Here is a 23,967-nt window from a genome sequence, read left to right as displayed (position 1 = left end):
CAGATGAAGCACGGATCCCCTGCTTCATCTGGCCAAAAATATCTCGGGGGAGACGCCCGCAGGGCGGCGGGGGCAGAGCCCCCACGGCACCGTTTCAATCATCCGGCCGGTTGAGTGAGAAAAGTTCCGTCACGACCGAGTAATCCCGATATCCAAGCCGTGCCAGCGGTTTGAAGGATGTGACGTCGAATCTGCCATCGCGGATATGATCGTCATGCAGATGCACTCCCGTCACCTCGCCAAAGACCACTCGGTTGGCCTCTCCCGGCAATGTGACGATCTGCGTCAGCTTGCATTCCAACGCGGCGGGAGCGCCTTCGATCCGAGCACAGGGGATGGTTCGGCACTCGACCGGTGTCAGTCCGGCATGATCGAACTCGTCGATATGCTTGGGTAAACCTGCCGAGCTTGCGTTCATGGCATCGCGGTGGGCGTGTGCGACGACATTGACGCAGAAAACACGCGTCGCCTGGATATTGGCGACGCTGTCTTTGCCCCCATCCTGATCGTGCTTGGTTCCGGTAGTTGCAAACATCACCTGCGGTGGTGTGTAGGCGACACCGTTGAAGAACGAATAGGGCGCAAGATTGTTGATCCCGTTTGCGTCCCGCGTCGAGATCCAGCCGATGGGACGGGGGGTTATGATAGCGTTGAACGGGTTGTGCGGCAGGCCGTGGCCATCTTCAGGGCGATAGAACATCTGATCTCCAAGCGTTTGCCCAAGGCGTAACGAAGTGCTAGGGCGAATTCCAGCAAGGAAAAGAGGGCTGGGGTGCAGCAGTTCAACATCAGGCCGGAAGAGCCGGAGGATTGGTGGGAGGTCGAGGCCCTGTATGACCTGTGCTTTGCGCCCGGTCGCGAGGCATTGTCATCTTACCGGCTGCGCGATGATATCCCACCGGTTGCCGGCCTGTCGCAGGTGGCCCGCGATGGTGAAGGCATTCTGGCTGGCGCAATTCGGTTCTGGCCCGTCCATATCGGGGTTCACGATGCATTATTGCTGGGCCCGGTTGCCGTTCACCCAACCCATCAGGGCGAAGGGCTGGGCGGCTACTTGATCCACCAAGGTGTTGAAGCCGGGCGCCAACAGGGCTGGAATCGTGTCATGTTGGTCGGGGATGCGCCGTATTACGCCCGGTTCGGATTCACGCGTTTGCAGGGTATCGAGATGCCGCCTCCGACCAACCCGGACCGTGTTCTCGGGCTAGAACTTGCGCCCGGTGACTGGGACGGAATTCAAGGCGCTGTCACTCGATGGACACACTGACCCATTGAAAACCAGCTGCAAAATACCGATCTTTCCTGAACAGGAGGGCGTATATGCAGGACGTGGTTCTGGTCGAAAAAATCGATCCCGAGGTCGAACTGGATCGTCTGGCAGAACACTATAAGGCCGCCGGCGGAGCAGGCATCAAACTGTTGAACCGGCTTGGCGGATCGGCGGAGTCCCTGCTGGAACAACTGCCCGAGCCGGTCAGGCAGGGATTGACAAGTGCGACGGAACAGGCGCTTTGGGTCGCGATGCAAGCGGCGCAAGGTTCGCGCCGCGCAGTGCCCGATCAGCCGCCCTGGGTGAATACGGCAGTCGCCACTGCGATGGGCGCCGCTGGTGGCCTGGGCGGCGTATCTACGGCTTTGATGGAGTTGCCTGCAACGACGACAATGCTTTTGCGCTCTATTCAGGGTGCCGCCGCGCGGGAAGGGTTTGATCCCGCCGAAGAAGGTGTGAAATTCGATTGCGTCCGGGTTTTGTCCGCCGCTGGACCGCTTTCCCATGACGACGGGGCGGATATGGGGTTTTTCTCGGTTCGCTTGACGTTGACCGGCCCGACCGTGCAGCGGTTGATCGCCACTGTGGCACCGAAGTTATCGGTGGTTCTGGGGCAGAAACTTGCCGTGCAATCTGTACCTTTGCTGGGCGCGCTGGCGGGCGGCGGGACAAATTATGTCTACACCCGGTATTATCAGCAAATTGCGCACGTGCATTTCGGCCTGCGCCGTTTGGCGGTGGACGCCGATATACCCCATGAGGAATTGGTGCAACGGCTGTCCAGGCGTATGCTGCGCTGACAGAAGGGCTTGATATTACCATTTCGGTTGGTATCTATTCGCCGACCGACAGTTGGACCGACCATGATTCAATACGCGTTGAAATGCAAAGAGGGCCACAGCTTTGATAGCTGGTTTCAATCTGCTGCTGCCTTCGACAAACTGTCTGGCGCAGGCATGGTGACATGCGCCGTCTGCGGGTGTTCGGACGTTGAAAAGGCAATCATGACGCCTCGGGTGCGGCCAGCGCGCAGTGCGGTGCCCGCTGTTGCGAAACAGCCCCAAGCCCAAAGCATCGACGTAGCCACACCTGCGCCTGAGATCGAAAAGGCGATTGCCGATATCCGCCGCAAGGTCGAAGAAAACTCGGATTATGTAGGTAAGGAATTTGCCACCGAGGCCCGAAAAATGCACCTGGGTGACGCGCCTGAACGTGCGATTTATGGTGAGGCTGGGCCAGAGGAGGCGCGGGCGCTGATCGAAGACGGTGTTCCGGTTGCGCCGCTGCCTTTCATTCCCAGTCGTAAAACGAACTGAACTATGCATATCGTCATCACCGGCGCCAATCGCGGAATCGGAAAGGCTCTGGCCGGTCACTATCGTGCTCAGGGCGATGAGGTAACGGGAACCGCCCGTGACAACGGCGCCCAGGTGGCGCTGGATGTCACCGACCCGGCCCAGCACGCGGCGATGTCCGAAGCGCTGACAGCCCGTCCCGTCGATCTTCTGATCTGTAACGCCGGTGTATATCTGGACAAGGGACAGGGGATTGACGGTTACCCGGCCGAGATGTGGGCGCAGAGCTTTGCTACCAATGTGACTGGCGTGTTCCTGACAGTTCAGGCGCTGTTGCCCAATCTGCGCGCCGGAAGGGGCAAGATCGCAATCTTGTCGTCTCAGATGGCATCGCATACGCGCGCACCGGGAGGCAGCTATATCTATCGCGCCTCCAAGGCGGCAGCGCTTAATCTGGGCCGGAACCTCGCCAGCGACCTGCGGGCTGACGGGATTTCCGTGGGCATTTATCACCCCGGTTGGGTGCAAACGGACATGGGGGGCGCAGCGGCCGAAATCACGGTGGAACAGGCAGTGACTGGGCTGGTCGCTCGATTTGAAGCGTTGTCGCCGGAAAATACCGGCTGTTTCGAAACCTGGGACGGTCGCCCACACGCCTATTGAGTTTTCAGTGCCGCCTGCGGGATTTCGTAGACTTCTCCGGGCTCAATAAAGATGACCATCTTATCGCCCGGTGTTTCGTAGGAAATCTTCGCGGTCGAGCTGCTGGAATCCGGCACGCCGTCAGTGAAATAGATCCGTCGAACTTCTCCGGTGCTGAGCTGAACGGCCAGCGTTGCTGTACCATCCTCTTTGTGGCGCAGTTCGGCGGGGCAACTGGACAATGGTTCTCCGGCTAAGGCGGCGCAGGGCACGGTGCCCAACGAATTCTGGCCGTCCGTGCCCGACAGCGTGGCCACCTGCGCGAGTGCAGGTGTCGATATCAGCGTGAGGGCGAAGGCAAAACGATACATGGAAATCCCCGTGGATTAAGCAGTTACCGGCCACGCTGACATTGCCGCACGATATTGTAAAGCGGCCCCGTGCCGCAGTTTGAAGTTCGCCCGCACACTTGCCCTTGCGTCCCCCCTCGCATAAGAGGCACGGGATCGGAATCCCAAGGCGCGGAGACACTTGCCCCCATGCCCGTACTCGTGATGAAATTCGGCGGCACTTCGGTTGCCAATCTTGACCGCATCCGCCGTGCCGCCAAGCGCATCGGCGTTGAAGTGGCCAAAGGATATGACGTCATCGTCATCGTCTCGGCCATGTCGGGCAAGACAAACGAGTTGGTGGGTTGGGTCGACGAGATTTCACCACTGTATGATGCGCGTGAATACGATGCGGTTGTGTCGTCGGGGGAAAACGTGACTGCTGGTCTGATGGCACTGACCTTGCAGGAAATGGATGTTCCGGCGCGTAGCTGGCAAGGCTGGCAGGTGCCGCTGATGACCAACGGTGCCCACTCCGCCGCCCGGATCGAAGAGATTCCGACCGACAATATCAACCAGAAATTCGGCGAAGGCATGCGCGTTGCAGTCGTGGCCGGCTTCCAGGGTATCAGCCCCGAGGGCCGTATTACCACGTTGGGCCGAGGTGGTTCCGATACGACAGCCGTTGCGTTCGCGGCTGCCTTTGAGGCAGAGCGTTGCGACATCTATACTGACGTCGATGGTGTCTACACCACCGATCCGCGCATCTGCGAGAAAGCGCGTAAACTGGACAGAATTTCGTTCGAGGAGATGCTCGAGCTGGCCTCGCTGGGGGCCAAGGTGCTGCAGACCCGCTCGGTCGAGCTGGCGATGCGCTACAAGGTGAAACTGCGCGTTCTCTCAAGCTTCGAGGAACAATCCGATGAGGCCGGTACGCTGGTCGTCGACGAGGAGGATATCATGGAATCCAATGTAGTGGCCGGTGTGGCCTATTCGCGGGACGAGGCAAAAATGACCGTGGTATCGGTGGCGGACCGCCCCGGCATTGCCTCGACCATCTTCACCGCGCTCAGCGATGAGGGTGTGAATGTCGACATGATCGTCCAGAACATCTCGGACGAAGGTCGCACTGACATGACCTTTTCGTGCCCCACCAATCAGGTAGCCCGTGCCGAGCAGGCGCTGCTGGCGATCAAGGAAAAGGGCGAACTGAACTACGCCGAGCTGGTCGCGGATGAGGATGTCTGCAAGGTTTCCGTTGTCGGCATCGGGATGCGCTCGCAGTCTGGCGTGGCAGCCAAGATGTTCAAGGTGCTCTCGGATGAGGGGATCAATATCAAGGTCATTACAACCTCCGAGATAAAAATTTCTGTATTGGTCGACAGGAAATACATGGAACTTGCTGTTCAGGCACTGCATGATGCCTTTGAACTGGACAAGGCGGCCTGAGCATTTCAGCCACAAGGGTCGCCTGATACCGAAACTTGGGTGGGCCATGGCGGACGGCACCGAAACTGAATCCCGCAAGCTGCTGGGGCGGCTGCGCGAGGAAATGGCGAGCGAGGCCGCCGGTCAGGAACGGCTTGACCGGATCACGCACCTGATTGCCGACAGCATCCGGGCCGAAGTCTGCTCGATCTACCTGTTTCGCGATGAAGAGACGCTGGAACTTTGCGCCACCGAGGGGTTGTCGCCGGAAGCCGTACACAAAACGCGTATGCGTATGGGCGAAGGTCTGGTAGGCCGCGTCGCCAAAAGCGGTAAGGTGGTGAATACCGCAAATGCACCTTCTGCCAAGGGTTTCCGTTATATGCCGGAAACGGGCGAAGAGCGGTTTTCCTCGTTCCTTGGCGTTCCTGTCCAGCGCCTGGGCGAAAAACTGGGCGTTCTGGTTGTGCAATCGCGCGAGGCGCGCGAGTTTTCCGCGGATGAGGTCTATGCGCTGGAAGTGGTCGCCATGGTTCTGGCCGAAATGGCCGAACTGGGTGCATTTGTCGGCGAAGGGGCGGCCCTGTCGCCCTTGCACCAACAGTCGGTTCTGTTGCGCGGCGGCCCGGCACAGGAGGGCTCGGCCGAGGGGCATGTCTGGCTGCACGAACCGCGTGTTGTCGTCACCAACCCGATCGCCGACGATCCGCACCGCGAACTTGAGCGCCTGTCTGAGGCGGTGGACGAATTGCGGGTCGGCGTCGACAAGATGCTGGAAATCTCGCGGGACGGCGACACGGAACAGTTGCAGGTTCTCGAAGCATACCGGATGTTCGCCAACTCCAAGGGTTGGATGCGGCGTATGGAAGAAGACATCTCTCGCGGTCTTAGCGCCGAGGCCGCTGTGGAGATGGAGCAGTCGCAGGCCCGTGCCCGCATGAGCCAGGTGACAGATCCCTACTTGCGGGAACGACTGGCGGATCTTGATGATCTCAGTAACCGATTGCTGCGGATCCTGACGGGGCAGGGTAAGACCGATGGAGCGGACCTGCCGCCTGATCCGATCCTGATCGCGAGAAACATCGGACCTGGAGATCTGCTGGAATACGGCCGGTCGCTGAAAGGCATCGTGCTCGAAGAAGGCTCGGTCGGAAGTCACGCCACCATTGTCGCCCGCGCGTTGGCAATTCCGCTTGTGGTACATGTCGGGCGGATCACGACCGAAGCGCTGAATGGTGACCATGTTCTGGTTGACGGCGACAATGGCGTGGTCCACCTGCGCCCCGAGGACACGGTCGTCAGTGCATTCCGTGACAAGATCGCCATGCAGGCCAAGGCGCAGGAGCGCTATGCCTCGATCCGCGAAACCCCGACTGTGACGCGGGATGGATCGCGGATGAATCTGGTAATGAATGCGGGGCTGATGGCCGATCTGCCATCGCTAGGCAATTCGGGTGCTGAAGGTGTCGGCCTGTTCCGCACCGAGTTGCAATTCCTGATCCGCAACCAGATGCCGAAACGTTCGGAATTGGTTGCGCAATATCAGCGGGTTCTGGATGCTGCCGGAGGCAAGCGCGTGGTGTTCCGGACGTTGGATATCGGCTCGGACAAGGTCCTGCCCTATATGAAACACGTGGCGGAACCGAACCCGGCGCTGGGCTGGCGCGCGATCCGCGTCGGTCTGGACAAGCGTGGCGTTATGCGAATGCAGTTGCAGGCCCTGTTGCGCGCTGCCAATGGTCGCCCGCTGACGATCATGTTCCCCTTTGTCGCTCAGGCGGAAGAGTACCGTGAAGCACGGTGGGAGGTGAACAAGACCATCGAGCGTGAGAAGCGGTTGGGTCACGTATTGCCGGAAACGCTTGAGGTCGGTGCGATGTTGGAAACGCCGTCACTCGCGTTTGCGCCGCAGAAGTTTTTTGACGAGGTGGATTTCATCTCGATCGGTGGTAACGACCTGAAGCAGTTCTTTTTCGCCGCCGACCGAGAGAATGAACTTGTGCGCCGCCGTTATGACACGCTGAATGTCAGCTTCCTGAGCTTCATCGAACGGATTGTCGAACGTTGCGGGATCTCGGACACGCCACTAAGCTTTTGTGGCGAGGACGCGGGCCGCCCCATTGAGGCGCTGTGTCTGGCGGCGATGGGCATCCGCATATTGTCGATGCGCCCGGCTTCGATCGGGCCAGTCAAAAGCTTGCTTTTGCGGTCGGATCTGCAAGCTGTACGCAAGATCATCACGGACGCCCGCCATCGCGGCGAACAGTCGGTACGTCCTGCGGTGATGGACTGGTTGCGCAGCCAGGGATGACGCGCCTGCGATCCGTTTTGCACTACATGCAAGTCAGAGCTTGATTTTCCTGATCGATTTGCCTATCCACAGGGCGAATGTTAGCGATAACATGGCCTGATGTGCCGATGCGGCAGGATAGTCGTGTTAATTTGGATCAGGTTGCCACTGAAGGAGCCCGGCAATGGTTTCACGCGTAATTCCGGTTGATCCGTTCGACCTTGTCTTGTTCGGAGCGACCGGCGATCTGGCGCAGCGCAAAATACTGCCAGGTCTCTATCACCGATTCGAGGTGGGTCAGATGCCAGCCGAGGCCCGGATCGTCGCGACCGCCAGGTCGGATCTGGATGTCGGTGACTTCAGGGAACAAGTCAAATCGTCGATGCAGGAGTTCGCGCCCGGTTTCGACAAGAGTGTTCTGGATCGTTTTCTGACCCGTGTGGAATATGTCGCTGTCGACGCACTGGGCGAATCCGGATGGCCTGAACTCGCCAAGACACTGCGTCCGGACGTTGTACGCGCCTTTTATCTGTCGGTAGGCCCAAACCTGTTTTCGGGCATCGCGCAGCGTCTAAACGATCACGGGCTTGCCACGCCGGACAGCCGGATCGTGGTCGAAAAACCCTTTGGCCACGATCTGGAGTCGGCCAAGGCGCTGAACCAAGGACTGCGGACCTGTTTCGAGGAGCATCAAATCTATCGGATCGATCATTATTTGGGCAAGGAAACAGTGCAGAACCTGATGGCCCTGCGGTTTGCCAATTCCCTGTTCGAGCCGCTGTGGAATTCGACCCATATCGACCATGTACAGATCACCGTAGCGGAAACCGTGGGCGTCGAGGGGCGCGGAGCGTATTACGATCAGTCCGGCGCGATGCGGGACATGATTCAGAACCACTTGGTTCAGCTTTTGTGTCTCACCGCGATGGAACCGCCTTCGAAATTCTCGCCCAATGCCGTACGCGATGAGAAGGTCAAAGTGATCGAAGCGCTGGATCCGGTCGAGCCGTCTGACATCGCGCGCGGGCAATACCGGGCTGAAAAAGGCGGTGACAGCTATTTGGATCATGTGGGCAATCCGGACAGTCGCACAGAAAGCTTCATTGCCCTCAAGGTGCATCTGGGTAACTGGCGATGGGCCGGCGTTCCGTTCTATCTGCGCACCGGGAAACGCCTGCGCGCCCGCGAATCCGAGATCGCGGTGTTTTTCCGTGACCCGCCGCACACGATCTTTCCCAATGTCGGCCCCCTGCGAGGCAATGTGCTGGTGATCCGTCTGCAACCGGACGAAGGCATCACGCTGCGTACCACGATCAAGGATCCCGGCCCGGGAGGGTTTCGCCTGTCCGACGTCTCGTTGGACATGAGTTTTGCCGAAGCGCTGGGCACAGAATCCAGCGCACCGGATGCCTATGAACGTCTGGTGATGGACGTGATCCGCGGCGATCAGACCCTGTTCATGCGCGGTGACGAAGCCGAGGCCGCCTGGGCCTGGGTTGATCCCATTATCGAGGGCTGGGAAGAACGCGGTGACCGCCCGGCGAAATACGATCAGGGAAGTTCGGGGCCGGAAGACGCACTGATGCTTATGCATCGCGACGGGCGCCGCTGGCGGCAGATCGGAGGTTAACGATGGTTCATTCAGTCATTACCGATGTCACGCAACGGATTGTTGAACGCAGCGCAAACCTGCGTGGTCCACATCTGGAAAGGATGGAGCACGCACGGTCCAAAGGCCCCGCACGCGGGCATTTGTCCTGCAGTGGGCAAGCCCACGCTTACGCCGGCGCGGGTGAGGATCAGCAATCTCTTGCGACTGGAACCGCAGGCAATCTGGGCATCGTCACAGCCTACAATGACATGCTTTCGGCGCACCAGCCATTCGAACGTTACCCCGAATTGATCCGACAGGCGATCCGTGCGGCGGGCGGTACAGCTCAGGTCGCGGGCGGTGTGCCCGCCATGTGCGATGGGGTTACGCAGGGCGAAGCGGGTATGGAGCTTTCCCTGTTTTCCCGCGACGTGATCGCGCTGGCGACGGGGGTGGCGCTCAGCCATAACACCTATGACGCTGCCGTGTTTCTTGGGGTTTGCGACAAGATCGTGCCGGGACTTGTGATCGGGGCACAGGCTTTTGGTCACCTGCCAGCGGTACTCTTGCCTGCCGGTCCGATGACCAGCGGTCTGCCGAACGACGAAAAAGCCAAGATCCGCCAGCAGTTTGCCGCCGGAGAAGTTGGCCGAGAAGAACTCATGGCCGCAGAGATGGCCGCATACCATGGGCCCGGGACCTGCACCTTCTACGGTACTGCCAACACCAACCAGATGTTGATGGAGTTCATGGGCCTGCACCTTCCGGGATCAAGCTTCATCAATCCCAACACACCCTTGCGAGACGCCCTGACGGAAGAAGGCGCCCGACGCGCCCTATCGCTCAGCGCACTGGGCAACCATTACACGCCGGTTTTCCAGATCCTCGACGAACGCGCCTTTGTGAACGGGATCGTCGGTTTGATGGCAACCGGAGGCTCGACCAACTTGCTGATCCACTTGATCGCGATGGCGCGGGCGGGCGGCATCGTGCTGGACTGGCAGGATTTTTCCGACATTTCTGCCGTAGTTCCTCTGGTCGCGCGGGTTTATCCCAACGGCTTGGCCGACGTGAACCATTTCCACGCCGCTGGCGGTCTTGGCTATTGCATCGGTACATTGCTGGAGGACGGTCTGCTGCATCCCGACACGCTGACCGTCGCAGGGCAGGGGCTGCACAACTACACGAAAGAGCCCAAGCTGAAAGACGGTGAACTGGTCTGGGAAGAGGGCGCTGGACATAGCCTCAACGAAAAGATCGTGCGCTCTGCCAAAGACCCGTTCCAGCCGACGGGCGGCCTGTCGCGTCTGACTGGCAATCTGGGCACCGGGGTCATGAAGGTCTCGGCGGTGGCTCCCGAACACCAGATCGTCGAGGCGCCGGTCCGCGTGTTTCACGATCAGGACGAAGTCAAAACCGCATTCAGGGCCGGAGAATTCACGGGTGACGTTATCGTTGTTGTCCGCTTTCAGGGGCCGAAAGCCAACGGGATGCCTGAATTGCACTCGTTGACGCCAATCCTGTCAATCCTTCAGGGACGCGGACAAAAGGTGGCGCTGGTCACCGATGGCCGCATGTCCGGTGCCTCGGGCAAAGTGCCTGCGGCGATCCATGTGTGTCCCGAGGCACTTGACGGAGGCCCGATTGCATACCTTCAGGATGGCGACATTCTGCGCGTCGACGCGGTGAAGGGTGATCTGGAAATCCTGACACCCGGCGTTTTGGACCGGGTCCCGGTCGTCGCCGATCTTTCGGCCAACCAATATGGCGTCGGACGGGACCTTTTTGGCGCGTTCCGCAACGCAGTAGGCTCGGCCGATGCCGGTGCCAGTATTTTCGGAGCGTAACCAATGTCAGCAAAAACCCAACGCACTCGCGAAATCTGCGCCCTTGCGCCTATCGTCCCCGTTCTGGTCGTAGACGACGCAACGCACGCACGACCACTGGCCGAGGCATTGGTTGCCGGCGGTCTTCCCGCGTTGGAGGTTACGTTGCGCACCCCGGCGGCTCTGGACGCGATCCGCGCCATGGCCGCAGCGCCCGGCGGTGTTGTTGGCGCTGGCACTCTGATCACGCCCGAAGATGTCCGGGCCGCAAAGGAGGCCGGTGCGCAATTTGGTGTTTCACCGGGGGCAACCGATACCCTGATTGCCGCCTGCGAGGCCGAGGGGCTGCCCCTGCTGCCAGGCGCTGCCACTGCCAGCGAGGCCATGCGGCTGCTGGAAAGGGGTTATGACATGTTGAAGTTCTTTCCCGCCGAGGCTTCGGGCGGTGCGCCCGCCCTTAAATCTATCGGCGCACCTTTGCCGCAGATCACCTTCTGTCCTACGGGCGGGGTCTCTCCGTCCAACGCGCGCGATTACCTGTCGCTGTCCAACGTCGTCTGTGCGGGCGGCAGCTGGGTGGCGCCCAAGCAGTTGGTGCAGAACGGTGATTGGGCCGGGATTGAATCCCTTGCCCGCGAGGCTGCCAAGCTGATGGATTGACGCCGTCCGGTCAGGCGCTAGGGTAGGCGTCAATTCAGACAGGTTGACCCCATGACAAACCGCATTTCTCTCGCGCAGGGGCGCGAGTATCTGGCTATTCCGGGCCCGTCCGTCATGCCTGACGCGGTGCTGCAAGCGATGCACCGACCGTCGCCCAACATATATGATGGCGAGTTGATCGACATGATGCCCGCGTTGACGGCCGATCTGCGTCGCGTGGCACGGACCGAATACAATGTCGCCATTTACATCGCGAACGGCCACGGCACGTGGGAGGCCGCATTGTCCAACGTCATCGCGCCGGGCGAAACCGTGCTGGCCCCGGCGTCCGGCCGCTTTACGCACGGTTGGGCCGAAATGGCAGAAGGGATCGGTGCCAATGCGGAACTGATAGACTTTGGCGCATCTTCACCCTGGAATTTCGAACGGATCGCCGAGGCGTTGCGTGCAGATGCAGCCCATCGGATCAAGGCTGTTCTGGCTGTACACGTGGACACGTCCAGCTCCATCCGCAACGATATCCCGGCGCTTCGGGCTCTGCTGGACGAACTGGATCACCCGGCCTTGCTTATGGCTGACTGTATTGCCTCGTTGGGTTGTGACAGGTTCGAGATGGACGCCTGGGGTGTCGATGTCACTGTCACTGCATGTCAGAAAGGGCTGATGACCCCGGCCGGAACAGGCTTTGTTTTCTTCAATGACAAGGCACAGTCCAAGCGGGCTTCTATGCCGCGTGTGTCCCAGTACTGGGACTGGCAGCCAAGAACGAAACCCGACCTGTTTTACCAATACTTCAACGGGACTGCGCCGACGCATCATCTCTATGGCCTGCGCGCCGCGCTGGACCTGATCCACGCCGAAGGGGTTGAGAATGTCTGGGCCCGGCACGAACGTTTGGCCAAGGCGGTCTGGACTGCATGCGAGGTTTGGACCGAAGCGGGTGCGCTACAAATGAATGTCGCCGATCGCGCCCACCGCAGTCACGCCGTTACAGCCCTGAGGCTAACCGATGGTCGCGGTACGCCGCTTCGCGAGTATACCGAAGCCAATCTGGGTCTGACGCTGGGCATCGGTCTGGGGATGGAGGATTGGGATGGCTGCTTCCGTCTTGGCCACATGGGTCATGTGAACGGGCAGATGATCCTGGCGATGTTGGGCGGTGTGGAAACCGCGATGGCCGCTCTGGACATCCCGCGTGGGTCGGGCGCGCTGGAGGCTGCTGCCGCTGTATTGGCTGAGAATCGTTAACCCTGTCGCTTCGCCGCCGTCAGAGCCGCGGGCAATGCAGCGGCAAATCTGTCCAGGTCAGCGTCAGTTCCACAACTGACCCGGATACAGCGGTTTTGCGGGGCGGCGAAAGGCATTCGGACGAACACACCTTGTTCGACCAGAGATTCCAGCACAGATTTGGCGAAATCCCCATCTCGTCCACAGTCGAGGGCAACAAAATTGGCGGCCGACGGCAGGGGCTCCAACCCGTTTTTCCGTGCAATCTCGCCGATCCGCTCACGCGACTGCACAATCCTGTTCTGAACCTGCCGCAGCCAGTCGTTATCCTGCAACGCGGCCAACGCCCCGGCTTGCGCAGCCCGGTTCATGCCAAAGTGATTGCGGACCTTGTGGAATGCGGAGATCAGGTCTGTCGCACCCAAGGCATAGCCAACGCGCGCACCTGCCATGCCATAAACCTTCGAAAACGTCCGCATCCGGATCACACGCGGATCATCGATACTAATCGGGGCTGCCGTCCCTTCGGGGGCGCATTCCACATAGGCTTCGTCCAGAACCAACAGGCAACCATCTGGAAGAGTCTCCATCGCCGCTAAAATTTCTGCGCCGGGATGCCAGCTTCCCATCGGGTTGTCGGGATTGGCTAGGTAAACCAGCTTGGCATCAACCTGAGCCGCTTTGGCGAACAGTGCCATCGGGTCTTCGTGATCGCCGGAATAGAGAACTTTGTGCAGTTTGCCACCATATCCGGCCACATGATAATTGAAGGTCGGGTAAGCTCCGTCGGAGGTTACCACCGCATCACCCGGTCCGACCATCAAGCGCACCAGATAACCCAGCAGGCCATCAATTCCTTCGCCGACAATGATATTTTCGGCGGCGACTTTATGGTGATCGGCAAGCGCAAGGCGCAGGTCATGATTCTCTGGGTCGCCATACATCCAGATATCACCGGTCGCCTTCTGCATCGCTTCAATTGCTCGGGGCGAGGGACCAAAGACGCTTTCATTCGCGCCCAGCCGTGCTTTGAATTGTCCGCCGCGCTGGCGCTCCTGCGTTTCGGGGCCGACAAAGGGCACGGTGGCGGGCAGAGATTGGGCGAGCGGAGTGTAGCGCAGGTCAGTCATGTGCGCAGATAAACGCAGGGTGCAGGGTTGGGCAAGCCTCCGATCAGAGGTTCTGCCCTGACGTCGCTGTGGAACTGTGCCCGCCTTTCAGGGCATTGTCAGGAAAACCAGATTTGGGAGGCCCGCATGGCGCGTGTATCTGTCGAATACAAGGACCACATTGCTCATGTCACTCTGACCCGCAGTGACAAGATGAACGCTCTGGATGACGCGATGATCAAGGCGATCCTGTCCGCCGGACAGGAGGTCGCGGCCTCGGATGCTCGCGCCGTGGTTCTGTCAGGCGAGGGGAAAAGTTTTTGCGCGGGGCTCGACATGGCAAGCTTTGCCAAGATGGCGCATATTGATCCGACCGAGTGGCTGATGACCCGCAGTCATGAGGATGCCAATGAAATGCAGGAGCTTGCCCTGGTCTGGCGGCGCGTACCAGTGCCGGTGATCTGCGCCATTCAGGGCGTCGCTTACGGCGGCGGGTTACAGATCGCACTGGGCGCGGATATCCGCATCGCGCATCCCGAAAGCAAACTGGCGGTGATGGAGATGAAATGGGGTATCATCCCCGATATGGGGGGCATGGTCCTGCTGCCTCGGCTTGTCCGTTCGGACGTGCTGCGCCTGTTGACCTATACGGCCCGTCCCATTGGCGCCCCTCAGGCGGCGGACTGGGGGCTGGTCACAAAATTGTCGGACGAGCCTTTGACCGAAGCACTGGCGCTGGCCGAAGACATTGCCAGCAAAAGCCCGTCGGCCATCCGTGCCGCAAAACGCCTGATCGAAGTGGCCGAGAGCAAGTCCCGTGCCGAAGTTCTGCTGGAAGAATCCGCCGAACAGGTGGCGTTGATCGGTAAGCCGGATCAGATCGAGGTCATTGCTGCCCAGATGCAGGGTCGGAAACCGGATTTCAGGTGATCACCGCATAAAGGCGCGACGCGCATCGCGTGCCATGTTGTACCGCATCTCCAGTTCAGCGATGCGGGCCATCGCTGCCTTGCGTTCTTTAGGGTTTGTCAGCGATGGATAGGACCTTCGAACCGCGTCCAGTTCCTTTTTGATCGTGAACTCTTCGGGCAGAACTCCGGCTTGCGCCATGATCCGATGACCGGCTGCCAGAGCCGTGTCTGTCTGCGCCTCCGATGAACGGTCAGGCAGGGGCTTCCCTTCGCCTTCCAACCCTTCCAGCTGACCTTCGGCCTGCGCCTTCATGATCTGGCGTTCGATCAGTTTTCCAAGTGATCCAAGCATAGAGGGTATAGTATCCGACAGTTTCGGCAGGCGAAAGTGCTCACCGAGCCCGGTTGGTTACCAGATACGCGATGCCGCCGGCTGCCAGGCCCCACACCGCAGCACCCAACCCGAACACGGTGATGCCCGAAGCGGTGATTGCGAAGGTCAGGATCGCCGCTTCGCGCTCGGTTGGAACTTCCAGCGCCGCAAAGGTTGCGTTTGCCATGACACCGATCAACGCTACTCCGGTCAGTGTCCCCATCAGCAACGGGTCGGCATGGGCCGCGAAGCCGGTTATGGCCACGGCGAAGATGCCAAACAAGCAGTAAAACACGCCTGCCATGATCGCCGACCAATAGCGCTGGGCCGGGTCCGGATGGCTTTCTTCGTTCGAGCACATTGCGGCGGTAATGGCGGCCAGGCACGTTGCCGGGGCGCCAAAGGGCGCGGACAGCAGGCTGGCGCCTCCGACCGACGAAAACAGTTTGCCTGCGTTCGGCGCGTAGCCAAAGCTGCGCATCACTGCGATACCGGGGATATTCTGCGTTGCCATGGTGACAATGAACAATGGGATGCCAATCCCAACTGCTGACGCCATCGAAAAGGTCGGCATGGTCAAGACGGGTGCCGCCATCAAACGCTCGGGCCTGACGGAGCTGTCACCAGCATTGAGAACGACTATGATTGCCGCCGCCGCCACTGCAGCCGGAACCGCGATCAGCCGGTTGATCCGTCCGGCGATAAACCAGGTCAAGATGACAGGCAGCGCTTGCCATGGCAACTCGACGGCGGCCTTGAACGGAGTAATGCACAACGGCAGCAAAACCCCACCTAGCATGGCTTGGGCCAGTGTTGTCGGTATGGCTGCTGCCAGGCGAGCAAGCGGCCGCCACAACCCTGCCAACACCGTCAGCGCCCCGGCGCACAGAAACGCTCCGATCGCGCCCGAAAAGCCTGCAGCAGGGGTTGCCGAGACTGCCAGCAATGCGGCACCCGGTGTCGACCACGCCACACTGATTGGTTGCTTGTACCAAAGGCTGAGAATGATCGCCGCCAATCCCATCGCGATTGCAGCCATCATCAGCCCGGACGCGGACTCGGCTGCCGACGCATCCATGGCGGCAAGACCCTGCAGCACAATCGGGAATGAACTGAAGAAGCCCACGACGGCCACGACAAGGCCGGTCGAAATTGTCTGCACAGGGGGTAGGACGTGCGCCATCACTGCCTCGGAGTTACCTGATGAACTTGCTAACAATCGCAAGCTGCTGGGAACAAGGGGAAAAGAGGCGCCGTCAAATGAAAGCCCCGCCGTTACACGCGCGGCGGGGTTCGGAATTGAGTATTTGAAAAAAAGGTGAAAGGATCAGGCGATCTCGTGCAAACGAGCGAGGGCCTCGTTTAGTTTAGCTTCTTCCTCTTCGCGGGCGGCGAGGTTGGCCTTGGCTTCCTCCACAACTTCTTCCGGGGCAGAGGCCACGAATTTGGGGTTGTTCAGACGTCCGCGCAGGCCGCCAAGTTCCTTGGCCAGCTTGCCCTTGGCTTTCTCAAGTCGTTCCTTTTCTGCGCCGATATCAATGATGTCCGCCAGTGGCAGGTCGAAGGACGCGCCGGGGGCAGCGATCGAGATGGTGCCTTTGGGCAATTTATCCGTTTTGGTCAGGCTGTCGATCCGCGCCAGACGCTTGATCAGCGCCTCGTTACGGTCCCATGCGGCCTGTCCATTCGCGTCGATCTCGGTCACCAGCATCGGTACGTAGAGGCCGGCAGGCACCCGCATCTGCGCGCGGGCCGAGCGGGTGTTTTCGATCACCGAGATCACCCAGTTCATCTCACGATCCGCATCTGCATCGATCAGGTCGGCAGCGGCGTAGGTCGGCCAATCGGCGTGGACGACCATTTTGGCGCGGTTGCCGGTCAGGCCCCACAGCTCTTCGGTGATGAAGGGCATGATCGGGTGCAGCAGGACCATGCACTGATCCAGAACCCAGCGCATGGTGGCGCGGGTCTCCGCCTGTGCCTCGGCGTCATCGCCTTGGAGCAGCGGCTTGGACAATTCCACGTACCAATCGCAGACCTTGCCCCAGACAAAGGCGTACAGACCGTTGGCCGCATCATTGAAGCGGTAGCTTTCCAGCGCCGCGTCAACTTCTTCGCGCACGCGGGCGGTTTCGCCGATGATCCAGCGGTTCACTGCGGCTTTGGGCTTCAGATCGGCCACATCCATTTGCGGGACGGCGTCGGTGAAGACTTCGTTCATCTCGGCAAAGCGGACGGCATTCCACAGTTTGGTGCCGAAGTTCCGGTAACCGGTGATACGCTCGCGGGACAGTTTCAACACGCCGCCAATCGCCGCCATCGAGGCGTTGGTAAAGCGCAGCGCGTCGGCGCCGAATTCGTCCACGATCTCCAGTGGATCGATGACGTTGCCTGTGGTCTTGGACATCTTCTTGCCCTTCTCGTCGCGGACGAGCTGGTGCAGGTAGACGGTGTGGAATGGGATCTGATCGACCACGGCCAGCTGCATCATCATCATCCGGGCGACCCAGAAGAACAGGATGTCAAAGCCGGTAATCAGAACGTCCGTAGGGAAGTAACGTTCTATCTCTTCGGTCCGCTCGGGCCAGCCCAGCGTGCCGATGGGCCAGAGGCCGGAGGAGAACCAGGTGTCGAGGACGTCGGGGTCGCGCCATACCGGATAAACCAGCTTGGTTGGATCCTGTTCGACGGCGTATTGGGCGAGGCTTTCCGCAAACTGATGGATCGCCTCATGCTTGTCGGAAACTTCGACTACGGTTGCATGGCTCAGAGGGCTGGGAATGTTGGCATTGTCATCCAGGAACTTGTCGACGACAGCGTCAAAGTTCGGTGCACATTCCATGACATTGCCACGATGCAGCATGCCGCCTTCGTTCAGCAAGCGGCCGAGCTCGACCAGATCAAGCTCTCCGTCATTCTCGTCATCCATGAATTCGTCTGCGGACAGATCGAGACCATACCAAACCGGGATCTGATGACCCCACCAGAGCTGGCGAGAGATGCACCACGGTTCGATGTTTTCCAACCAATGATAATACGTCTTTTCACCGGACTCGGGGATGATCTTGACGGTGCCGTCCTTGACCGCATCCAGTGCAGGGCCAACGACCTTTTCGGCATCGACGAACCACTGATCGGTCAGCATCGGTTCGATCACAACTTTCGAGCGGTCGCCGAAGGGTTGCATGATAGGCTTGGATTCGACCAGCGGAACCATTTTGCCTGCGCCCTCGTGGTCGGGTTTCAGCGCGGTCGAGCCCAGACGCCGATCATCGGCGCGGGTCATGACGGCCAGGCCTTCGCTGGTGATCTCCTCGATTACTTTTGTACGAGCCTCGAACCGGTCCAGCCCACGCAGGTGATCCGGCACCAGGTTAATTGCGTCAATCTCACCTTCGGTAAAGGACTGACCACGTGCATATTGCCCGGCCTTGTACGCCTCGTTCGCATAGGGCGCGCCGTCGGCCCGCATATGCCCGCTTGTATCCATAAGACGATAGAGAGGAATGCCGCCACGCTTGGCGACCTGATAGTCGTTGAAGTCATGCGCACCGGTGATCTTCACCGCGCCCGAGCCGAAATCGGGATCCGGGTATTCGTCGGTGATGATCGGGATCTGGCGGCGGTGTTCCTTCGGACCGACCGGGATTTCGCAGAGTTTCCCGACAATTGGCGCGTAACGCTCATCCGAGGGGTGAACTGCAACTGCTCCGTCGCCCAGCATGGTTTCGGGCCGGGTCGTGGCAATCGAAATGTAATTCCGCTCTTCGCGGAATATCACGTTCCCTTCTTCATCTTTTTCCAAATACTCATATGTCTCACCACCCGCGAGCGGGTATTTGAAGTGCCACATGTGTCCCGCAACTTCGATATTCTCGACCTCAAGGTCCGAGATTGCGGTCTCGAAATGCGGGTCCCAGTTGACCAGACGCTTGCCGCGATAGATCAGGCCCTTTTCGTACATGTCGACGAAAACCTTGATCACCGCGTCATGGAAATTGGCCGAGTTCTCGTGCCCTGTGCGCGGGTCACGCGGTGCACCCGCCATGGTAAAGGCGTTGCGTGACCAGTCGCAGCTGGACCCCAGACGCTTCAGCTGCTCGATGATCGTGCCGCCGTATTCGCCTTTCCATTCCCAGACCTTGTCCAGAAACGCCTCTCGCCCCAGTTCGCGACGACTTGGCTGCTGGGTGGCGGCCAGCATCTTTTCCACCTGCATCTGCGTGGCGATGCCTGCGTGGTCCTGACCGGGCTGCCACAGCGTGTCGAACCCACGCATGCGGTGCCAGCGGATCAGGATGTCCTGCAAAGTGTTGTTGAAGGCATGGCCCACGTGCAGCGCGCCCGTCACGTTAGGCGGCGGGATCATGATGGTAAAGCTTTCGTCGCGCGACTTGTTTGCGCCTGCCTTGAAGGCTCCGGCCTCTTCCCAGGCCTTGTAGATGCGGGCCTCGGCCTCGGCCGCGTTGAATGTCTTTTCCATCGCCATGCGGTGCGTCCTGCGTCATCGAATTGAGGGTCAGCGCCTGCAATAGCGAATGCGCGAGGCAAGGGAAAGGGTCTGCGCACGCCTCAGGCGCCATGGAACCGGTGCTTGACACCTATTTCCCTATTGGTTGGTCGTTGCGGTGTCGTAAAGCTTCAGTGTTTCGGTCGCTCCCTGCGCCATCGCCTTGGCCTGATCTTCGCGAATACGCGTGTAAAGCTCAAGCGCTTCGGGTGAGAACAGCTCGTCGGGGACAGGTACATGAATGAAGTTCCCGCTTCGGTCTTCTCCTCGCGCCAGAACGGCATAATCACGGTCCGCAACACTCTGCTGCGCATTTGGATTCAGATAACGAATGGCCAAACCGATCCGCCGGTCATCCGACATGTTCGGCCCCGAGCCGTGAATCGTCAAACCATGATGCAGTGACATCTGACCAGGCTGCAATTCAATGTGAGTCTTGTCTTCTTCCGCAACATCAACGGCCACTTCCTGCCCACGCGACAGCAGGTTGTTTTCGGAAAATGTGTCGTTGTGGGGCAGGATCGGGTTTTTGTGGCTGCCTTTCACGAAATCCATGCAACCGCTTTCGGTTGTGGCCGGTGACAGGGCGATCCATGCAGTCACCTGATCCGGCGTTTCACCCAGGCCCCAATAGGTCAGGTCCTGATGCATGCTGACAACCTGCGTCGTGCGCGCTTCCTTGATGAACAGCTCGGCAGACCAGAGCAAAAGGTCCGGACCAAGAACGCCTTCGACGATGTCCAGAACCCGCGGATCCAACGCAATGCGGGCAGCCAACGGCATCACCAGATGTGCGTTCACTCGTTTGTACATGGTCAGAGGCAGAGGCAAATCGGCCTCGCGCCATGTCTTTTCAATCTCCTCCAGCTCCGCGCGCAAGATCGCTGCCTCGGCCGGATCGAACACGGTCACCGGAAAGAGAAAGCCGTCCTCCCAGTATTTGTTGACCTGTTGCACTGGCAAGCGACCATTCGGCAATTCGATCGAGGATGTCATGCGACCTCCGTCAGGCTGATCCACAGAGGCAGCCTAGATGGAGAATTGCGGTTCCGGCTTTGCCGTTTGCGACATGCTGATCGCCTGAAGCAAATGCGCCGGACACTGGACTTTGGACCGCGGAAAGCTAGTGTCGCGCCGGTGGGTGGTCACAGGATCAGGCGATGGAAAAGTTCGGCAGAAGCCAATCGGTCAAGCGAACCGAGGATCAGCGATTTCTGACGGGGCAGGGCCAATACATGGACGATGCGGTGCCCGCGAATGCGTTGCACGCCGTGTTCTTTCGCAGCCCGGTTGCGCATGCAAAGATTACCGTGCTGGAAATGGATGCCGCACGTGAAGCCCCGGGTGTGCGCCTGATTTTGACCATTGATGATCTGGCCGCGACAGGTATCGACACAGTCATGAATGCCACTATCGTGTCCAACCGGGACGGTTCCGAGGGGGCAGCACCCGCGCGGCACATGCTGGCCAAGGATCGGGTCCGTTTTGTCGGTGAGCCCGTTGCCGTCGTGATCGCGGACACGCCCGAGCAGGCCCAAGACGCAGTTGAGCTGATCTGGATGGAAACCGACGACCTGCCGGCCAAGATTGACGCCGCGTTGGGCGGTGAACCTTTGCACGCTGAGGCTCCGGACAACCGAGCCTTCGACTGGGCTCTGGGCGACGAGGCCGCGACCGAGACCGCCTTTCAGGCCGCAGCTCATACCGTCGCGCTGAACGTTCTCGATAACCGGGTGATTATCAACCCGATCGAGCCGCGCGGCTGCCGGGCCGACTGGTCGGGCGGACGGCTGCATTTCGCTTATGGCGGTCAGGGCGTTTGGGCGATGAAGGCGCAACTGGCTCAGAAACTAAATCTGGCTCCTGAGGCGCTGCGCGTTACCACCCCTGATGTGGGCGGCGGCTTCGGGATGAAGGTGATGCCATATCCCGAATATTTCTGTGTCGCCGTGGCTGCGATGAAGCTGGGCCAACCCGTACACTGGATGTCCAGCCGCACCGAGGCGATGCTGTCCGACCATCATGGTCGCGACCTGACCTCGCTGGCTGAACTGGCATTTGACGAGGACCACAGGGTCACGGCCTACCGAGTGCATAGCAAGGTCAACCTTGGCGCCTATAACAGCCATTTCGGGCAAGCGATCCAGACCAGTCTGTTCAGTAAGGTCCTGATGGGTGCCTACGATGTGCAGACCACTTATTTGCGGGTCGAGGGTTTTTATACAAACACCACGCAGGTCGATGCCTATCGCGGTGCTGGCCGGCCCGAGGCGATCTATGTCCTGGAACGTGCGATGGACCGCGCCGCGCGCGAGCTGGGCGTCGATCCCTGGGAGCTGCGCCGCAAGAACTTCATCCAGCCCGAGAAATTCCCTTACAAAACCGCAACAGGTGAGACCTATGACGTCGGCGATTTTGATATGCTCCTCAGCCGCGCGAGTGAACAAACTCGGGGCTTTGCAGCCCGCAAGGCCGAGGATGCCGAACGCGGCCTGATCCGGGGGCAGGGGCTATGTTACTATATCGAAAGCATTTTGGGTGACCCTGCCGAGAACGCGAAGATCGAGTTCTGTGAGGGTGGAACGGTCAATCTCTATGTTGGCACCCAGTCAAACGGGCAGGGTCACGAGACGGCCTATACTCAATTCCTGTCAGATCAGACCGGGATTCCGATGGACCGTATCACGATCTTGCAGGGTGATACCGATCTGCTGGCCCATGGCGGCGGTACGGGCGGGTCGCGCTCGGTGACGGTGCAGAGTACGGCAACTTTGGCAACGATCGACAAAATGATCGCCGCATTCACGCCATATCTGGCTGATAAAATGGGTGTCGAGGAGGCCGACGTGAGTTTCGACCATGAAACCTTCCGGGCGCCCGGTTCGAACCTGACGCCCACCCTGACCGAAGCCGCGGATATGGCCCGTGCAGATGGTCGCATCGATCTGCTGCAACACGAGGCGCGCGCCAACCTGGATGCGCGCAGCTATCCCAACGGTGCGCACGTTGCCGAAGTCGTGATCGATTCTTTCACCGGCAAAGTAAAAGTGGATCGGTACACGGTGGTGGATGATTTCGGCAATATTATCAATCCGATGCTGGCCGAGGGACAGGTGCATGGCGGGGTGGTCCAGGGTATCGGCCAGGCGCTGCATGAACACGTCGTTCATGATGCCGATGGGCAACTGCTCACGGCTTCGTTCATGGATTACGCCTTGCCCCGTGCGGTTGAGATACCCATGATTAAGTTTACCTCGGCGCCGGTTCCGTCAACGTCCAACCCGATGGGAATGAAAGGATGCGGTGAAGCCGGCACCGTGGGCGCACTGGCCGCAGTGGCAAACGCGGTTCAGGATGCGCTCTGGGATTACGGGGTACGGCGGGCGGATATGCCTTTCACACCCCAGAAAACATGGGAATTGCTGACGCATGGTTCTGTCGCGGCTAAGTAGAAAGGTTCTGGGGTGGCTCGGACGGCCCTTACGCTCCGAGCACTCTGCCGAGACGCGCCGTCGCGAACCGATCAGTCATGTCATCATTCTTGACGGCACAATGTCCACGCTGGAACCGGGCTATGAAACCCATGCCGGCCAGACCTATCGACTGTGTCAGGAAATGGGCAGCCAGGTTTCCGTTTTTTATGAATCCGGGGTGCAGTGGGAAAACTGGAAATCCTCGCTGGATGTCTTGATGGGGCGAGGCATCAACCGCCAGATCCGTCGTGCCTACGGGTATCTGGCGTCCCGGTATAAACCGGGCGATCGTATCTATTTTATCGGCTATTCACGTGGTGCCTATGGCGTGCGCAGCCTGGCGGGTGTCATCGACATGATCGGTCTGCTCAAGGCTGAACACGCGACAGTGCGAAATATCAAGCAGGCCTACCGGCACTATGAATGTAATCCAAACGGGACAGCTGCAGGGGATTTTCGTCGGAAGTTTTGCCATGAGGACGTCGCTATCGAGATGATCGGTGTCTGGGACACGGTCAAAGCACTGGGCCTGCGCCTGCCGCTTTTGTGGCGTTGGGCCGAGGAGCGTCATGCGTTTCACAACCACCAGCTTGGACCGGCAACGCGTCACGGTTATCACGCCATGGCACTGGACGAGACACGCGAAGTGTTCGAGCCGGTTCTGTGGAAGTGTTCCCCCGAATTCAAGGGTCATATCGAACAGGTCTGGTTCCGCGGCACCCACGGCGATGTCGGCGGACAGTTGAACGGGTTCGAGGAGGCCCGGCCGCTCAGCAATATTTCCCTGATCTGGATGCTGGACAAGGCCGAACTGCACGGTTTGCCTTTGCCCGATGGCTGGCGCGACCGCTTCCCGACTGCAACCACTGCGCCTTCGGTCGGAACCTGGCGCGGCTGGGGCAAGATTTTCCTGCTGCGCAAGCACCGGAAAATCGGGCGCGATCCGTCAGAACGCCTGCATGTCTCGGTCGCACCGGATGAATTGCCGGGCTGGGTGCCGATGCCGGATTTGCCCTCGCATCCGGCGCAGTAG

The 23,967-nt window shown here is 59.8% G+C and carries 20 protein-coding genes; 13 read left to right on the top strand and 7 right to left on the bottom strand.

What is annotated here, in order from left to right; all coding sequences use genetic code 11:
- Positions 1-94: 94 nt before the first annotated feature.
- Positions 95-700, bottom strand: coding sequence for a flavin reductase family protein (locus AC2TEL_RS06845; protein ID WP_480902835.1), 606 nt, complete (start codon positions 698-700; stop codon positions 95-97).
- 72 nt (positions 701-772) lie between these two features.
- Between AC2TEL_RS06845 and AC2TEL_RS06840 the strand changes: the two genes are divergently transcribed.
- From AC2TEL_RS06840 to AC2TEL_RS06825, 4 genes are all read left to right on the top strand, one after another.
- Positions 773-1,267: a GNAT family N-acetyltransferase gene (locus tag AC2TEL_RS06840; RefSeq protein WP_480840635.1), complete on the top strand. Its 495-nt coding sequence runs from the start codon at positions 773-775 to the stop codon at positions 1,265-1,267.
- Positions 1,268-1,320: 53 nt separating this feature from the next.
- The gene (locus tag AC2TEL_RS06835; protein WP_480902833.1) at positions 1,321-2,070 is read left to right on the top strand and encodes an EcsC family protein; all 750 of its coding nucleotides are present in this window, start codon (positions 1,321-1,323) and stop codon (positions 2,068-2,070) included.
- Positions 2,071-2,133: 63 nt separating this feature from the next.
- Positions 2,134-2,586, top strand: coding sequence for a DUF1178 family protein (locus AC2TEL_RS06830; protein WP_480840631.1), 453 nt, complete (start codon positions 2,134-2,136; stop codon positions 2,584-2,586).
- Positions 2,587-2,589: 3 nt separating this feature from the next.
- On the top strand, positions 2,590-3,228 hold the full coding sequence (locus AC2TEL_RS06825; protein WP_480840629.1) for an SDR family oxidoreductase: 639 nt from the start codon (positions 2,590-2,592) through the stop codon (positions 3,226-3,228).
- Here AC2TEL_RS06825 and AC2TEL_RS06820 read toward each other — a convergent pair.
- Positions 3,222-3,578, bottom strand: coding sequence for a hypothetical protein (locus AC2TEL_RS06820; protein WP_480840627.1), 357 nt, complete (start codon positions 3,576-3,578; stop codon positions 3,222-3,224). The genes AC2TEL_RS06825 and AC2TEL_RS06820 overlap by 7 nt on opposite strands.
- 168 nt (positions 3,579-3,746) lie before the next feature.
- Between AC2TEL_RS06820 and AC2TEL_RS06815 the strand changes: the two genes are divergently transcribed.
- From AC2TEL_RS06815 to AC2TEL_RS06790, 6 genes are all read left to right on the top strand, one after another.
- A complete protein-coding gene (locus AC2TEL_RS06815; RefSeq protein WP_480840625.1) occupies positions 3,747-4,985 on the top strand; it encodes an aspartate kinase in 1,239 nt (412 codons plus the stop codon).
- Positions 4,986-5,031: 46 nt separating this feature from the next.
- Positions 5,032-7,275 carry a phosphoenolpyruvate--protein phosphotransferase gene (gene ptsP, locus AC2TEL_RS06810; protein ID WP_480862132.1) on the top strand — a complete coding sequence of 748 codons (2,244 nt, stop codon included), beginning with the start codon at positions 5,032-5,034 and terminating at the stop codon, positions 7,273-7,275.
- Positions 7,276-7,438: 163 nt separating this feature from the next.
- On the top strand, positions 7,439-8,884 hold the full coding sequence (gene zwf / locus AC2TEL_RS06805) for a glucose-6-phosphate dehydrogenase (protein ID WP_480902831.1): 1,446 nt from the start codon (positions 7,439-7,441) through the stop codon (positions 8,882-8,884).
- 2 nt (positions 8,885-8,886) lie between these two features.
- Entirely contained in the window at positions 8,887-10,692 is a 1,806-nt protein-coding gene (gene edd, locus AC2TEL_RS06800; RefSeq protein ID WP_480902828.1) for a phosphogluconate dehydratase, read from the top strand.
- Positions 10,693-10,695: 3 nt separating this feature from the next.
- Positions 10,696-11,331, top strand: coding sequence for a bifunctional 4-hydroxy-2-oxoglutarate aldolase/2-dehydro-3-deoxy-phosphogluconate aldolase (locus tag AC2TEL_RS06795; protein WP_480902826.1), 636 nt, complete (start codon positions 10,696-10,698; stop codon positions 11,329-11,331).
- Between the two features lie 51 nt (positions 11,332-11,382).
- On the top strand, positions 11,383-12,579 hold the full coding sequence (locus AC2TEL_RS06790; RefSeq protein ID WP_480902823.1) for a pyridoxal-phosphate-dependent aminotransferase family protein: 1,197 nt from the start codon (positions 11,383-11,385) through the stop codon (positions 12,577-12,579).
- Here the strand turns inward: AC2TEL_RS06790 and AC2TEL_RS06785 are convergent.
- On the bottom strand, positions 12,576-13,688 hold the full coding sequence (locus tag AC2TEL_RS06785) for a pyridoxal phosphate-dependent aminotransferase (RefSeq protein ID WP_480902820.1): 1,113 nt from the start codon (positions 13,686-13,688) through the stop codon (positions 12,576-12,578). The genes AC2TEL_RS06790 and AC2TEL_RS06785 overlap by 4 nt on opposite strands.
- Positions 13,689-13,814: 126 nt before the next feature.
- Here AC2TEL_RS06785 and AC2TEL_RS06780 point away from each other — a divergent pair, with 126 nt between their 5' ends.
- Positions 13,815-14,597 carry a crotonase/enoyl-CoA hydratase family protein gene (locus AC2TEL_RS06780; RefSeq protein ID WP_480902818.1) on the top strand — a complete coding sequence of 261 codons (783 nt, stop codon included), beginning with the start codon at positions 13,815-13,817 and terminating at the stop codon, positions 14,595-14,597.
- On the opposite strand, the gene AC2TEL_RS06775 is transcribed toward AC2TEL_RS06780, so the two are convergent.
- The 4 genes from AC2TEL_RS06775 to AC2TEL_RS06760 all read right to left on the bottom strand — a co-directional run bounded on the left by AC2TEL_RS06775 (position 14,598) and on the right by AC2TEL_RS06760 (position 20,457).
- Positions 14,598-14,930, bottom strand: a complete 333-nt coding sequence (locus AC2TEL_RS06775) for a DnaJ family domain-containing protein (RefSeq protein WP_480840610.1) — start codon at positions 14,928-14,930, stop codon at positions 14,598-14,600.
- A gap of 40 nt (positions 14,931-14,970) precedes the next feature.
- Entirely contained in the window at positions 14,971-16,134 is a 1,164-nt protein-coding gene (locus tag AC2TEL_RS06770; RefSeq protein WP_480902815.1) for a benzoate/H(+) symporter BenE family transporter, read from the bottom strand.
- 144 nt (positions 16,135-16,278) lie between these two features.
- The gene (locus AC2TEL_RS06765; RefSeq protein ID WP_480902812.1) at positions 16,279-19,440 is read right to left on the bottom strand and encodes a valine--tRNA ligase; all 3,162 of its coding nucleotides are present in this window, start codon (positions 19,438-19,440) and stop codon (positions 16,279-16,281) included.
- 120 nt (positions 19,441-19,560) lie between these two features.
- Entirely contained in the window at positions 19,561-20,457 is an 897-nt protein-coding gene (locus AC2TEL_RS06760; protein WP_480840604.1) for a phytanoyl-CoA dioxygenase family protein, read from the bottom strand.
- 164 nt (positions 20,458-20,621) lie between these two features.
- Between AC2TEL_RS06760 and AC2TEL_RS06755 the strand changes: the two genes are divergently transcribed.
- Together AC2TEL_RS06755 and AC2TEL_RS06750 are read left to right on the top strand one after the other, a co-directional pair.
- A complete protein-coding gene (locus AC2TEL_RS06755; protein WP_480902810.1) occupies positions 20,622-22,913 on the top strand; it encodes a xanthine dehydrogenase family protein molybdopterin-binding subunit in 2,292 nt (763 codons plus the stop codon).
- On the top strand, positions 22,891-23,967 hold the full coding sequence (locus AC2TEL_RS06750; protein WP_480902807.1) for a DUF2235 domain-containing protein: 1,077 nt from the start codon (positions 22,891-22,893) through the stop codon (positions 23,965-23,967). Before AC2TEL_RS06755 ends, AC2TEL_RS06750 begins: the two co-directional genes overlap by 23 nt.

Source organism: Ruegeria sp. HKCCD9138 (genome assembly GCF_057220975.1).
This window is presented reverse-complemented; position numbering and strand designations above follow the sequence as displayed.